We start from the raw sequence: 14,634 nt of genomic DNA on the forward strand, positions 1-14,634 counted from the left end.
CGAGATTCGCCATGGGCCATGAGCGCTCTTGCTGACGTTCCATGCTTCGCGCACGGACACGCCACGCTTGCGCAGCTCGCGATAGCCCCTCGATCCCCATTTGCTTCCATGCGTAGCATGCGTAACCGTCGCCGAATCCATTTGTCCAGCTGCTCACGCAGAGGGCTCAGAACCTCGGTCACGCCGAAGTACGCTTTCCAACGGTTGACGCTGGAGAGCGAGAGGTGCCGGTCGCGCAGCAGGTGCAGCAGGTAGCGCTGCACCTCGTCGGCGCTGAGTTGCTCGGGACTTCGCTTGTAGTGCAGCGCCAGGCCCACCACCGCGCCAATGTAGGCCTCTTGCGTGCGCGCCGCCTTGCCGCTGAGCACCATCGCATCGATACATGCATTGCCGAAGAAGGGTAGCCATCGCCGTCTCCTTGATCAATACGGGCACATGCCCGCATCGGTCAAGGTACTGCCAGCTCGACTGGTCGAGCAAACGCCCACCGCGGTAGCGGTTTAGTTCAACGGATCAGATCGCGGCTTCGCGCGATCTATTCTTAATCGTTTAATCGTTAGGCGTCACCGCTCCATAGCCACTATTTACGGGAAAGAAGAGATCTGGCGACTCGCACGTAGGTGCTGACTACGTATGCCACGCCAAGTGCACTTGCGGCAATGAAGACGTAAAGCGCCCATGGGAGCAGAAAGCTCACCACACCGCAGAGCGCTACATACAGCGCGATTCCGCCTACGAGCTGAAGAAGCGCGTAGACGCTGCTGGCGCGAAGGATGAGCAACTGAACTTTGAGATCGTCGCCAAGGTGCAAATACGCCTCGAGGCAAGCGGCTAGACAGAGCCAGGTAGGAGCAGCAATTGAGCAGGCGACTACCGCGATCTTGAGCGCGATCTCCTTCGCGCCAACTTGAGTTAGCGCGACTAGGATGGCGGTCGCAAGCGCCGAGCCAGCAAGAAATGTATTGCGAACAAGTATCGTCCGCTCGTCCGTGATGGAGGTGTCGAGCTTTGCCTTGAGCTGGTCTCTTGCGCTGTGCATGCGATACAGATGATTTTGTGTGACGCCTAACGGAAAGCGAGGGTTCGGCGCGGGCGAGCGACAGTTCATCGCCGGGGCTATGAGTACACAGCGGCCCCGTGAGCTGTCGGTTAGCCCACGGTTCGTTGGACAAGACTGGACCAGTCCTTGCGCCGTATTGCGCCCAGGCGCAATATCGCCTCCTGGCCCACCCTCACGCGAGGGTGAGGACGAGTTCATCGTGCGTGGCTTCAGCGTCAGCGAATGCAGTGTGCCGATGAGGCAGCGAGGTCATGAACTGAAGCGCGTTGGTGTTCGGTACGATGTCAATAAGGCCCTTAGGCGACAGCACAGCTCTGGAGGCAAGAAGGCACATGACCTTTGGCAACGATCGACCTGTCGAGCAGACTTGCGTGATTGCGGGTGGCGAGTTCCACCTCGCCCGTCATGTGCATGAGAGAACAACGCCCCTCCTGAAACCAAGCGATCGCGACAGTGCCAGCGTGGCTGACAAGGCGCGCTTCAGGTCCGAACACGCCATGCTGCAATCCGCGCCACCAAGCCGGTCAGCAACCGGGAGGCGACCTGCGCGGCCCACCGCTTTCCTCCGCTTCCCGCTTCCGGTTTCACAACAAACGGAGTTGATTCCGTGAATCGCCGTTCTTTCATCAAGGCCTCCAGCGCGTTGGCCGGCACCGCCGTGCCGATGTTCCCCCTGTCGGCCCTGGCCGCCGACGAGACGGTCGTCAGCAGCATCCACGACCTGTCGGGCGGGCTCGACATTTATGGCAAGCCGATGGCCGACTGCATGACGCTGGCCATCGAGGAGCAGAACGCCGCAGGCGGCCTGCTCGGCAAGCGACTCAAGCTCGCCACCTATGACCCGCAGTCCAACATGCAGCTGTATGCGCAGTTCGCGCAGCAGGCGGCGCTCAAGGACAAGGCCGCGGTCGTGATGGGTGGCATCACCTCGGCCTCGCGTGAAGCAATCCGCCCGGTGCTCGACCGCAACAAGACGCTCTACTTCTACAACACGCAATACGAAGGCGGTGTTTGCGACCGAAACACCTTCTGCACCGGCGTGACGCCAGCGCAGACGGTCGCCAAGCTGGTGCCCTACGCAATGAAGAAGTGGGGCAAGAAGGTCTACGTGGTCGCTGCCGACTACAACTATGGCCAGATCACCTCGCAGTGGGTCAAGAAGTTCGTGCAGGAAAACGGCGGCTCGGTCGCATCCATCGACTTCTTTCCGCTGGACGTGACCAACTTCGGCCCGACGATCTCGAAAATCGAGGCTGCCAAGCCCGACATGATCGTCTCGGCACTGGTCGGTGGCGCGCACATCGCGTTCTATCGCCAGTGGGCCGCCGCGGGCCTGACGAAGAAGATCCCGCTCGCGTCCACGACGTTCGCTGCTGGCAACGAGCACATCGTGCTGTCGCCCGAAGAATGCGACGGCTTCCTGATTTCATACAGCTATTTCCAGAACCTGGATACCCCGGAGAACAAGGCGTTCAAGGATCGCTTCTACAAGCGCTTCGGCAAGGACTACCCCAACATCACCGAGCTGGCGGTGGCCACTTACCAGGCCTTCAAGCTATGGGCCGAAGCCGTGAAGAAGGCTGGTTCGCTGGACCGCATGAAGGTGATTGCCGGGCTCGAGTCGGGCATCAGCGTCAACGGGCCCAGCGGCAAGGTGTTGCTGGACGCCGAGACCCACCACTGCGTGCTCAATGTGAGCATCGCCGAGGTGAAGAACAAGCAGCTCAACATCGTCGAGACCTTCCAGCAGCAAAGGCCGACCGACACGAGCGCGGTCTGCAACCTGAAGAAGAACCCGAACGACAACCAGCAGTACGTCATCAAGGCCTAAGGACATGGCCCGAAACAACTTACCGTGGCTCTCCACACGGCGCTCGGAGCGCCTTGCATCGCATCCCGGGAACTTGTTCCGGGCCATGCCCTAAGGCTGGCCTCTGACCCCATGGACCTTGCCGTCGTCGTCATCATCCAGGTGCTCTACGCGGTCGCCAGCCTGGTCATCATCTCTGCAGGCCTGGCTGTCATTTTCGGGATGATGAAGGTGATCAACCTGGCGCACGGCGAGTTCATGATGTTGGGGGCGTACAGCGTGATCGGTGCGACCAGGCTGGGTGTGAATCTGTGGGTGGCCATGCTGCTGATTGCGCCGGTCGCCGTGGGCGCCATTGGCGTGCTGCTGGAACGGCTCGTCATCCGCCGCCTGTATGGCCGCATGGTCGACACCATGCTTGCAACTTGGGGCCTGTCCTTGTTGCTGGTGGGCATCGTCACGTCGATCTTTGGCAACACCATGGCCGGCGTTTCGGCGCCACTCGGCAGCTTCTCGATCGGGGCCTATTCGGTCAGCGGCTACACGCTGGTGATCATCGCGGTGGCGGTAGTGCTCGCCGTGGCGATTCGCTGGGTTCTGCTGCGCACACAGTGGGGGCTGATTGCCCGCGGCACGATGCAAAAGCCCGACATGGCCAATGCGCTCGGCATCAGTCCGAGCCGGGTCTACTCGGTCACCTTCGCAGCCGGTGCGGCGATCACCGGCCTTGCGGGCGGGCTGCTCGCGCCGTTGACCGGCGTGGTGCCGGCCATGGGCGGAGCATTCATCGCCAAGGCCTTCATCACGGTGATCAGCGGCGGGCCGGCGATCGTCGCGGGTCTTGTCAGCGCGTCCGGCCTCTTGGGTGCGATCAACCTGCTCGCCACGTTCGCAAGCACGCCGGTGTTGGGTGAAGTGGCATTGCTGGTCGCTGCGATCGTGATGTTGCGGCTGCTGCCACACGGCATCACCGGTCGCTTTTTCAAGGGGTCGCTGTGAACCGCTTCGTCACCTCGTGGGTCAGCGCGGCGCTGTGGCTGGCCATCGGCATCGTGCTGTTGTTCGGCCTGCCGGTCATGCTCGACGACTACACGCTGATCCAGGTGACCATCTACGCCGTGATGTCCATCCTCGGCGTGAGCCTCGCCTTCATCTGGGGCTTCGGCGGCATCCTCTGCTTTGGGCAGACCGCCTTTTTCGGGCTGGGTGCGTACACCTATGCAATCGCCGTGCTGAACATGGGGGAAAGTACGCTGCCATTCTTTCTGGCGATCGGCGTGCCGGCGCTGTTTGCGGCCCTGCTCGGCTATGTGATCTTCTATGGACGGCTGTCCGATGTGTACATGGGCGTGATCACGCTCACCGTCACGCTGATCCTTTTCAACCTCGTCAATTCGACCGCCGGGCCGCAGTGGAAGATCGGTGTCGCGCCGCTGGGCGGATTCAACGGCATCCCGGGCATCCCGACGCTCAACGTGCCAGGCAACGCCGACGACGTGTTGAGTCCGAAAGGTCTCTTCGACGTCACTTTCGTCTGCCTCCTGCTCGTCTACGGCGCGCTGCGGGTGCTGATCGGTTCGAAGGTCGGCCACGTCATCATCGCTGCGAAAGAGAACGAGCAACGCGCCCTGCTGCTGGGCTACGACGTGCGGGCCTACAAGCTGTTCGCGTTCACGGTCGGCGGCGCCATCGCCGGCCTGGCCGGTTGTCTCTTCGCCAACTGGGGGGCATTCACCAACCCGACCATCTTCGGGCTGGCGCAGTCAGCGCAGATCATCATCTGGGTGATCGTCGGTGGCCTGGGCACCTTGGTAGGCCCGATCATCGGCTGCGTCGCGATCGAGTGGCTGACGACGGCAATCGGCACGCAGCAGACTTTCAATTCCAACCTCATGCTCGGCGCAATCCTGGTGGTGTTCGTCCTGGTGGTTCCACGCGGAATCGTGCCCAGCCTGGGCAGCCTCGGCGAATGGCTGTATCGACAGCTGGCGCACAAGCGAATGCCCGCGCCAGCCCCTGCCGCGACACCGGTCCTGCCGCGCAGACCGTGACATGACGCCGATCCTCGAGACCCGCAACCTCAACGTGCGATTCGGCGGGGTGCACGCCACGCGCGACGTCAACTTCTCGCTGGCTGAAGCCGAGCTGCGCTGCGTGATCGGCCCGAACGGTGCCGGCAAGAGCACCTTCTTCAAGTTGCTGACGGGCCAGGTGAAGCCGACCTCGGGGCAAATCCTGTTCCGCGGCCGGGACATCTCGAACATGCAGCCGCACGAGCCGGGGCGCCTGGGCATCGGCATCAAGACCCAGGTGCCCAGTCTCTTCAACGGTTTGAGCGTCTGGGAAAACGTGTGGCTCTCGGCGCGCCGCTCGAACAGCACCGAGCAGGCCGACCGCATCACGCGCGAGACGCTCGAGCGCGTCGGCATGCTGTCGCTGCGGGATGCGACGACCGGGTTGTTGGCGCACGGCATGCGGCAGTGGGTGGAGATTGGAATGGTGACCGCCGCCGATCCACCGCTGATCCTGCTCGACGAGCCGGCCGCCGGCATGAGCGATGCCGAGGTCGCTCGCACCGCGGAGTTAATCCTTGAAATCAACCGCCGACATGCGCTGGTGGTGGTGGAGCACGACATGAACTTCATCCGCATCATCGCGAAGAAGGTCTCCGTGCTGCACCAGGGCACGATCCTGATGGAAGGCACACCGGACCGTATCATGAGCGACCCGCTGATCCAGCAAATCTACCTCGGCAAGAAGCCGCACTGAAGCTGGAGCACGATGCTGGAAGTCTCAGAGGCTGAGAGTTTTTCGAGCGTGCCCGAGCAGCACGTCAAAAGGCGCCTGATCTAGGCGCAAAGCGCAGCCATAGCCGGGCTATGGCGAGCATTTGTAACGACGAGCAGGGGTCTTTTGGCGTGATGAGCGGGCATGATCGAAATACTCTCAGCCTCTCAGGTCTTTCTGCCGGTTATGGGGCCATCCCTGTGCTGTACGACATCGCGCTGACCATCTCTGCAGGGGAGTCCGTGGGCATTCTTGGGCACAACGGCATGGGCAAGACCACGTTGCTCCGCACGCTGATCGGCGCGCTGCGCGTGAGCGCCGGCACGGTGATATTCAATGGTGTCGATGTCACGCACCGCGCGCCGCACGAGCGCGCCAAGCTCGGCATGGCCTACGTGCCGCAGGGCCGGGAAATCTTCCCCACGCTGAGCGCGATGGACAACCTGCGCATCGGCTTGGTCAAGACCGGCGAGCGCACGCTGCAGACGATCGAGTTGCTGCTGGAAGACTTCCCTCGTTTGAAGCCGCTGCTGAATCGGCCCGGCGGTGCGCTGTCTGGCGGCGAGCAACAGCTGCTCGCGCTCGCCCGCGCGCTCGCGGGCAAGCCCTCGCTGCTGCTGCTTGACGAGCCGACCGAAAGCATTCAGCCGTCGATCATCGACGAGATTGCCGAAACCATGGTCTCACTGCGCCAGCGCATGCGGCTCACCATCGTGCTGGTCGAGCAGAACCTCGAGTTCATTGCGGCGGTCTCACAGCGGGTGCTGGTGATCAAGCGCGGCCAACTCGGTGGCGAGATCCCGCTTCATCATCTGGGCGACATGGCCGTCATGAGCCAGTACACCGGCTTGAACGACGCTGCCCGGCACGCCAGCGGCGCGCCCCAGCCGGCACCTGCCTGGTGCCCTTCAGACGCCAAGGCCCCATGAACATTGGCAGCTATCGACTGGTCGAGCGTAATTGCGCGGTCGCGGGCGGCCAACTCTACGTGGCCCGCCATGTGCTTGACGGAACAACGGTCCTCGTGAAACTCCGCGATCGCGACAAGACCGGCATCGAGGACAAGGCGCGATTCGGGCACGAATACGCATTGCTGCAATCGTTGCATGCTCGGGAAATCATCCGGCCGATTGCCCTGCTCGATGAAGAGAAGCGTCCGGCCCTTGTCCTGGACCATTTCGCCGGCGAGAGCCTGGAGACCGTTCTGGCACGCGAGCCGCGCCTCGCTTTGCCGACCGTCCTGCGCATCGCCAGTCAAATGACCCGCGCCTTGGCAGCGCTGCATGCCGCCGACATCGTTCATTGCAACATCTGCCCGGTCAACTTCCTGATCGCGATCGCGCGTGACGATGTCCAGGTACGTTTGCTCGATCTGAGCCGGGCCGCCTCGCGCGAGCACGACACTCGTTCATCCGGACCTGCACCCGCCGCGGGCGACTGGGCGTATGTCTCGCCCGAACAGACCGGCAGGATGAACCGTCAGGCCGACTACAGGACGGATTTCTATTCGCTGGGAGTCACACTGCATCGCTTGCTGACGGGGCAACTTCCATTTCAGGCAGACGACGCGCCAGGATGGGTGCACTGCCACATCGCGAGGATGCCGCCTGCCGTGTCGGATGTGGTGCCGGAGATTCCGCGTCCTGTGTCGGACATCGTGCTGAAACTGCTGGCCAAGACACCGGAAGACCGTTACCAGAGCGCCAGTGGTCTCTTGGCCGATTTGGAACATTGTCTCGCCCAATGGGAGGCGTACCAGGAAGTTGCACCGTTCGTGCTCGCTAAGCGAGACGTTTCCGACCGATTCCTCATCCCGCGCAAGCTGTACGGCCGCACGCGGGAGGCTGCAGCCCTGCTGGCCGCGTTCGAGACGGTCGTCGAGACGGGGGCGCCGATGCTGGTCACGGTCTCCGGCTATTCCGGGGTTGGCAAGTCCGCACTGGTGAACGAGCTGCAACAACCCATCTTGTCAAAGCGCGGCTACTTCAGTTCTGGCAAGTTCGACCAGTACAAGCGCGACATTCCCTATGCCACGCTGGTCCTGGCCTTCGACGGCCTGGTTCGCCAGATCCTTGGCGAGCGTGACGCCAACATCGCGCACTGGCGCGATGCCATTCGCGAGGCGCTGGGTCTCGATGGGCAGCTGATGGTGAGCCTGATCCCCCAGCTCGAGATCGTCATCGGCCCGCAGCCGCCCGTCGCAGACCTGCCGCCGCAGGACGCGCAACGCCGCTTCCAACTGGTTTTCCGGCGATTCATCGGCGTGTTCGCTCGCGCGGAGCACCCACTGGTGCTGTTCCTCGACGATCTGCAATGGCTGGACGAGGGGACGATGACGCTGCTCACCGATCTCGCCATCCACCCGGACGTGCATTACCTCCTGCTGGTCGGGGCCTACCGAGACAACGAGGTCGATGACAGCCACCCGCTGATGCGCGGCCTGGAGGCGATCCGCCAGGCGGGCGGTGCTGTTCAGAACATCGCGCTCGGTCCTCTGGCCCTCGACGAGGTCGCACATCTCGTTGCCGAGTCGCTGCATTGCCCGCCTGGCGAGGCCCGGCCTCTGGCGCAGCTGGTGCTGGAAAAGACCGGCGGCAATCCCTTCTTCACCCGGCAGTTCCTGACCTCCTTGGCCGATGAGTCGCTGCTGCGCTTCGATTCGGACCGGGCCGCCTGGAGGTGGGCCCTGCCGCGCATCCACGCCAAGGGCTACACCGACAACGTGGCCGACTTGATGGTCGGCAAGCTCGCCCGTCTGCCTCAAGACGTTCAAGACGCCTTGGTGCAGTTCGCCTGTCTGGGCAACGCCACAGACGTCGCAACGCTCGGCTTCGTCCTCGAGAGGTCCGCCGACGCCATCCACACCTTGTTGTGGAAGGCGGTGCGGATGGGCCTGGTGTTCCGGCAAGGGGACACCTACAAGTTCCTTCACGACCGGGTTCAGGAAGCGGCCTATTCGCTGATTCCCGAGAGCGCGCAGGCCGCGACGCACCTGCACATCGGCCGCATCCTGGCATTCAGCCTGTTGCCCGAGACCGTTGCGGAAAGAATCTTCGAGGTCGTCAGCCAGCTCAATCGCGGCAGCAGCCTGGTCCATACGCAGGAAGAGCGGGAGCGGATCGCCGAACTGAACCTGCGGGCCGGCCAGCGCGCCAAGGCGTCAGCAGCTCACGCCTCCGCGCTCGGCTACCTCAGCGCAGGCGCGGCCCTGTTGGGGGCGGACTGCTGGGAGCGGCGGCATGAGCTTGCCTTTTCCCTGGAGATCAACCGCGCTGAATGCGAATTCTTGACTGTGGATCTGTCAACCTCGGAAATGCGCTTGGCGGCGCTCTCGACCCGCGCTGCGGACACGATGGAGCAAGCGGCCGTCGCATGCTTGCGCATCGTGTTGTATACGAACTTGAAAGCCGATCGTGGCATAGAAGTTTGTCTCGAATACATGCATCGTGTCGGCATTCACTGGTCGCCGCACCCGACCGAGGACGATGTGAAGCAGGAATTCGAGCAGCTGCGCCAACGGCTTGGAAACCGTTCGATCGAGGAGCTCATCGACTTGCCACTGATGAGCGACCCGGTCTGGCGTGCAACCCTGGATGTACTCACGACGGGACAGGGTGCCGCCTTGTTCACGGACCAGAACCTGCTTGCCCTGATGATTGGCCGAATGTCCAACATCAGCCTCGAGCGAGGTAATACGGATGGTTCGAGCCTCGCCTACGTGTGGCTCGCCATGGTTCTCGGGCCGAGATTTGGAAATTACCAAGCCGGGTTTCGCTTCGGCCAGCTCGGCTTCGATCTGGTGGAAAAGCGTGGACTGAATCGTTTCAGGGCCCGCGTGTACTTGTGTTTTGCGCTTTATGTCAACAATTGGATGCACCCTCTGCGCGCCGGGAGTGCCTTGTTTCGAAAGGCCTTCGAAACAGCGAATGAGAGCGGCGATCTGTCGTATGCATGTTATAGCTGCAACACATTGGTCACGAACCTTCTCGCCGCCGGAATTCCCCTTGGCGAGGTTCAGAGGGAAGCCGACAAAGGGCTCGAATTCACACGGAAGGCCAAGTTTGGCCAGATCGTCGACATCATCACTGCACAGATCAGGCTCGTCCGGACTTTGCGAGGTTTGACGCCCGATTTCTCTTCCTTCAATGATGCGCAGTTCGACGAGGAACGGTTTGAGCAGTACCTGGAAGCTGACCGACGCTTGGCGTTCGCAACGGCCTTTTACTGGATCTGCAAGCTGCAGGCACGCTTGCACGCAGGTGAATACGAAGACGCCCTCGTGGCGGCATCGAGGGCGCAGCGCCTGCTTTGGGTTTTGCCGTCATTCTTCGACGTGGCTGAATACCATTTCTATGGCGCACTGACTCGGGCGGCGCTGTGCGATAGGGCGGCGCCTGGTGAGCGGCCAGAACATCTGAAAGCCCTGACATCCCACCACCATCAGATTGCGCTCTGGGCAGAAAACTGTCCTGAGAATTTCGAGAACCGCATCGCTCTGGTCAGCGCGGAGATGGCCCGTCTCGAAGGCCGTGAGGTCGACGCCGAGCATTTGTATGAGCAGGCCATCCGCTCGGCGCGAGCCAATGGCTTCACTCACAACGAGGCCATTGCCCACGAACTCGCTGCCCGATTCTTTCTGGCACGCGGCCTTCCGACTTCCGGCAATGCCCATCTGGAACGGGCGCACAGCTGTTACACCCAGTGGGAAGCGACAGGCAAGGTCCGGCAGCTCGAGCAAAAGCATCCGCAACTGCGTGCCCATTCCCGACGGATGCTCAACGCGCCTGCCGACAGCGCGACCGGACTGGACATGTTGTCGGTGGCCAAAGCCACGCAAGCCATTGCCGGTTGCATCGAGCTCGACGAACTGATCGACACGCTCATGCACATCGTGCTCGAAAACGCGGGCGCCCAGATCGCCTGGCTGCTGCTGGCCCACGACGACGATCTGGTGCTGGCTGCTGATGCCCATGTCGAGCAGCAGGCCGTTCAGGTGCAGCGGCATGCCGGGGCTGTAAACCCGCTCAATCCCCTGCCCTTGGCCATTCTCCAGTACGTCCGGCGCAGCCGGGAGCCGGTGCTGCTGATGGATGCCGCCGAGCCGCACCCGTTTTCAGCAGAGCCGTATTTTTCGCAACAGCAGCCCAAATCCGTACTGTGCCTGCCCATTGTTCGCCAGTCCGTCCTGGTCGGCTTGCTCTACCTGGAAAACAATCTGGCCACCCATGCCTTCACTCCGGATCGTGTCCAGGTGCTGGAAGTGTTGGCCGGCCAAGCGGCCGTCTCGCTGGAAAATTCGCGGCTCTATTCGGACCTGCGGGAGACCCATGCCCGCGTCCAGCGCCTGGTGGAGGCCGACATCATTGGCGTCTTCTTCTGGAACCTTTCGGGAAGGGTCACGGAAGCGAACGATGCCTTCCTGGGCATGCTGGGCTATAACCGGCAGGACCTGCTTTCTGGAGCCGTGGACTGGGCAGCCATGACGCCACCCGAGTACAGTGCGGCCGATCAAAAGGCCTTGACCGAACTGCATCAATTCGGCCGATGCGCACCCTTCGAGAAGGAGTACATCGGCAGCGATGGCCAGCGAGTCCCCGTGCTGGTCGGCGGTGCGTTCCTTGAAGGATCGCAGGAGCACGGCGTGGCCTACGTCCTCGATCTGACCGAGCGCAAGCGTGCAGAAGGCGAGCGGGAAGCGCGGCATGCCGCAGAAGCGGCCAACCAGGCCAAGAGCGAGTTCCTGGCCAACATGAGCCACGAGATCCGCACGCCGATGAACGCGATCCTGGGCATGTCGCACCTGGCACTGCAAAGCGGTCTCAATGCGCAACAGTTCAACTACGTGCAGAAGGTGCACCGTGCGGCCGAATCGCTGCTGGGCATCATCAACGACATCCTGGACTTCTCCAAGATCGAGGCCGGACACTTGGACATGGAACGTGTGGATTTCGAGCTCGGCGACGTGCTCGACGACCTGGCCACGCAGATCGGGATGACGGGCGATGAGAAGGGCCTTGAACTCATCATCGCGGTCGAGCCGGATCTGCCCGCGGCCCTCGTGGGCGATCCGATGCGGCTCGGCCAGGTGCTGCTGAACCTGGGCAACAACGCGGTCAAGTTCACCGAGCATGGCGAGATCATCGTCAAGGTCGAGGAGATCGAGCGCGATGCCACGAGCGTGCTGCTGCGCTTCGAGGTGCGCGACTCAGGCATCGGCATCACGCCAGAACAGCAGCAGCGGCTGTTCCAGCCCTTCTCGCAAGCCGACACCTCGACCAGCCGGCGCTATGGCGGCACGGGGCTGGGCCTTGCAATCTGCAGCCGCCTGGCGGGCATGATGGGTGGCCAGATCGGGCTGGAGAGTTCGCCCGGACGCGGTAGCTGCTTCCACTTCACGGCTCGTTTCGGGATGCGCGAACCGACGGTCGTGCCGAACAAACTCGCCAGGGCCGACCCACTGCGCGACGTGCGCACGCTGATCGCCGACGACAACGAGATCGCGCGCGAATTGATCACGCAGATGGCAGGCGGCTTCGGCTTGCGCGCGACCGCTGTGGCCGACGGCAATGCCGCACTGAAGGCGATTCAGCAGGCCGACGCGCAGGACACGCCGTTCGAGCTGCTGCTGCTCGACTGGAAGATGCCGGAGTTGGATGGCATCGACTGCATGCTGGAACTGACCCGCGCAAGTCTGCGCCATCCTCTGCCGATCGTGCTGATGCTGACAGCGTTCAGCCGTGACGAAGTGATGCGTCGCCTGGCCGCAGCGCAGCTCATCGCGAGTGCGACGCTGACCAAGCCGGTGACGCCTTCGACACTGCTCGACGCCTGCCTCACGGCGCTGCACCTGCCAGGGCAACAAGCGTTGCGCACCGTACGGCGCGACGAAACGTTCCACAAGAACGTCGCGAGCGTGGCGGGGGCTCGCATCTTGCTGGTCGAGGACAACCCGATCAACCAGGAACTCGCCGCAGACATGCTGAGCAACGCTGGTGTCGTGCTGCGCATGGCCGAAAACGGCCAGGAGGCGCTGGACTGGCTCGAGCGCGAGCCCTTCGACCTCGTGCTGATGGATTGCCAGATGCCGGTGATGGATGGCTATGCCGCAACGCACGCATTGCGCCAGCAACCGCAGTGGCGCGATCTGCTGGTGATCGCGATGACGGCGAACGCGATGGTTGGTGACCGCGAGAAGGTGCTGGCGGCAGGCATGAACGACCACATCGCCAAGCCGATAAAAGTCGACGAGTTGTTTGCGACCCTGGCTCGCTGGATCCGCAAGGCGCCGGGCAGGGCTGCGTCGCCAGCGGATCTGGACAAGCGCGCCGCGCTCGCACGACTGGGCGGCAACGAGCAGCTTTACCAGCGCTTGTTGCGCATGTTCGTCGAGCGTGAAGTGGACTTCGGCAAACACTTCGCCGCTGCACGCAATGCCGCCGACAGCGGGGCCGCTTTGCGCCTCGCGCACGACCTGCGGAGCGAGGCCGCATCGCTGGGTGCGATGGCTTTGTCCTCAGCGGCGGGCGCACTCGAGCGTGCCTGCTCGGAGCCCGCGGCCGCGCACGAGGTCGATGCCCACTTGCGGGTCGTCACGGCGCAGCTCGAACTCGTCATCACCGGGCTGCAATCGGTGCCGGAGGTGGCCAAGGCTTGATCCGAGCCAGCCGAGCCCTTGCAGGGCACGCAGTCGTGCCCCGATTCGGCCACCGATGCACTGCAGGGAGCGGGCGCTTGGCGTCGAACTGTTCGAATTCCGAAACTGGATGCCTGCTTCTTGTTCCTTCAAGGGGGTCGAATGCCGTTGATCAGAATATTGCTGTGCGTGGTGCTTGCAGCGTTCCTGGGCACCTCACGTTGCGCCGACTTGCCGCTTGACAAGCTGAAGCTGCCACCGGGCTTCTCGATCGAGCTGCTCGCGCGCGTTCCAAATGCGAGGCAGATGGCGCTTGGTGACGGCCGGGTCTTGTACGTCGGCTCCGCCAGCGAGGGCAAGGTCTATGCCCTGGAGTTGGACGGCAGCTACCGCGCAGGCCCCGTACGCGTTATCGCGCATGGGCTGCATTTGCCAGTGGGTGTCGCCTACCGAGACGGCAGCCTCTTCGTTTCCGCGGTCAGCCGCATCCTGCGCTTTGACGACATCGGCCAGCGCTTGGCGAAGCCTCCGCCCGCCGTCATCGTCAATGACGACTTGCCGACCGATGCGCATCATGGCTGGAAGTTCATCGCCTTCGGACCGGATGGCTGGCTGTACGTCCCGGTGGGAGCACCTTGCAACATCTGCGAGCCGGACCCCAACCGCTATGCGAGCATCCTGCGAATGAAGCCCGACGGCTCGCAACTGGAGACCTTCGCACGCGGGGTACGCAACTCGGTGGGTTTCGATTGGCAGCCTGGCACGCACGAGCTTTGGTTCACCGATAACGGCCGAGACATGCTGGGCGACGATTCACCCCCGGACGAGTTGAATCATGCACCCCGCCCCGGCATGCACTTTGGCTACCCATACTGCCACGGCGGGTCGCTGCCCGATCCCGAGTATGGCGAGAAGCACGCGTGCAGCGAATTCACCGGCCCAGCCCAAGCGCTCGGTCCTCACGTGGCAGCGCTTGGCATGCGCTTCTATACCGGCACGCAGTTTCCGCAAACGTATCGCGGGCAAATTTTCATCGCTGAACACGGGTCGTGGAATCGCGCGAAGAAGATCGGCTATCGCGTCACGATCGTTCGGCTGCAGGGCCAGCGTGCTGTCGCGTACGAGCCCTTCATCACTGGTTGGCTACAAGGTGACACTGCGTGGGGCCGGCCGGCCGACGTACTGGTACTTCCCGACGGCTCACTGCTCATCTCGGACGATCACGCGGGTGCCATATATCGCGTCCGGTACGAAGCGCATTAGCAATGCTTATGCATTAGCATTAGCCATGCATTTGCCAGGCTCGCTGTGTGCGTGATATCCATGGGGTTTTCCCTGCAATGG

Annotated in this window: 9 protein-coding genes; 7 read left to right on the top strand and 2 right to left on the bottom strand. The window is 62.8% G+C overall.

What is annotated here, in order from left to right; genetic code table 11:
• Together AC30NL_RS04970 and AC30NL_RS04975 are read right to left on the bottom strand one after the other, a co-directional pair.
• On the bottom strand, nucleotides 1-371 hold a 371-nt coding region (locus AC30NL_RS04970), incomplete at its 3' end, for a phage integrase N-terminal SAM-like domain-containing protein (protein ID WP_489462904.1).
• A 209-nt stretch (nucleotides 372-580) separates the two neighbouring features.
• Entirely contained in the window at nucleotides 581-1,108 is a 528-nt protein-coding gene (locus AC30NL_RS04975) for a hypothetical protein (RefSeq protein ID WP_489462905.1), read from the bottom strand.
• Nucleotides 1,109-1,667: 559 nt separating this feature from the next.
• On the opposite strand from AC30NL_RS04975, the gene AC30NL_RS04980 reads away from it, so the two are divergent.
• From AC30NL_RS04980 to AC30NL_RS05010, 7 genes are all read left to right on the top strand, one after another.
• On the top strand, nucleotides 1,668-2,891 hold the full coding sequence (locus tag AC30NL_RS04980; protein WP_489462906.1) for an urea ABC transporter substrate-binding protein: 1,224 nt from the start codon (nucleotides 1,668-1,670) through the stop codon (nucleotides 2,889-2,891).
• A 111-nt stretch (nucleotides 2,892-3,002) separates the two neighbouring features.
• Complete coding sequence (locus AC30NL_RS04985) at nucleotides 3,003-3,869, top strand: ABC transporter permease subunit (protein WP_489462907.1); 867 nt, start codon at nucleotides 3,003-3,005, stop codon at nucleotides 3,867-3,869.
• Nucleotides 3,866-4,921, top strand: coding sequence for a branched-chain amino acid ABC transporter permease (locus AC30NL_RS04990; protein WP_489462908.1), 1,056 nt, complete (start codon nucleotides 3,866-3,868; stop codon nucleotides 4,919-4,921). The genes AC30NL_RS04985 and AC30NL_RS04990 overlap by 4 nt, the downstream gene beginning before the upstream one ends.
• Before the next feature lies 1 nt (nucleotide 4,922).
• A complete protein-coding gene (locus AC30NL_RS04995) occupies nucleotides 4,923-5,639 on the top strand; it encodes an ATP-binding cassette domain-containing protein (RefSeq protein ID WP_489462909.1) in 717 nt (238 codons plus the stop codon).
• 110 nt (nucleotides 5,640-5,749) lie between these two features.
• On the top strand, nucleotides 5,750-6,586 hold the full coding sequence (locus AC30NL_RS05000; RefSeq protein ID WP_489462910.1) for an ABC transporter ATP-binding protein: 837 nt from the start codon (nucleotides 5,750-5,752) through the stop codon (nucleotides 6,584-6,586).
• A complete protein-coding gene (locus AC30NL_RS05005) occupies nucleotides 6,583-13,311 on the top strand; it encodes a response regulator (RefSeq protein ID WP_489462911.1) in 6,729 nt (2,242 codons plus the stop codon). The genes AC30NL_RS05000 and AC30NL_RS05005 overlap by 4 nt, the downstream gene beginning before the upstream one ends.
• 141 nt (nucleotides 13,312-13,452) lie before the next feature.
• Nucleotides 13,453-14,553, top strand: a complete 1,101-nt coding sequence (locus tag AC30NL_RS05010; protein ID WP_489462912.1) for a PQQ-dependent sugar dehydrogenase — start codon at nucleotides 13,453-13,455, stop codon at nucleotides 14,551-14,553.
• The last annotated feature ends 81 nt before the right edge of the window (nucleotides 14,554-14,634 follow it).

This window comes from Rhizobacter sp., assembly GCA_021153565.1.
In the GTDB taxonomy this organism is placed as follows: domain Bacteria; phylum Pseudomonadota; class Gammaproteobacteria; order Burkholderiales; family Burkholderiaceae_C; genus Albitalea.

What these genes read in the sequence shown, in the direction of transcription:
- AC30NL_RS05005 (WP_489462911.1), top strand. Translation starts at nt 6,583, where the DNA reads ATGAACATTGGCAGCTATCGACTGGTCGAGCGTAATTGCGCGGTCGCG.
- AC30NL_RS05000 (WP_489462910.1), top strand. Translation starts at nt 5,750, where the DNA reads ATGGCGAGCATTTGTAACGACGAGCAGGGGTCTTTTGGCGTGATGAGC.
- AC30NL_RS04995 (WP_489462909.1), top strand. Translation starts at nt 4,923, where the DNA reads ATGACGCCGATCCTCGAGACCCGCAACCTCAACGTGCGATTCGGCGGG.
- AC30NL_RS04975 (WP_489462905.1), bottom strand. Translation starts at nt 1,108, where the DNA reads ATGAACTGTCGCTCGCCCGCGCCGAACCCTCGCTTTCCGTTAGGCGTC.
- AC30NL_RS04985 (WP_489462907.1), top strand. Translation starts at nt 3,003, where the DNA reads ATGGACCTTGCCGTCGTCGTCATCATCCAGGTGCTCTACGCGGTCGCC.
- AC30NL_RS05010 (WP_489462912.1), top strand. Translation starts at nt 13,453, where the DNA reads ATGCCGTTGATCAGAATATTGCTGTGCGTGGTGCTTGCAGCGTTCCTG.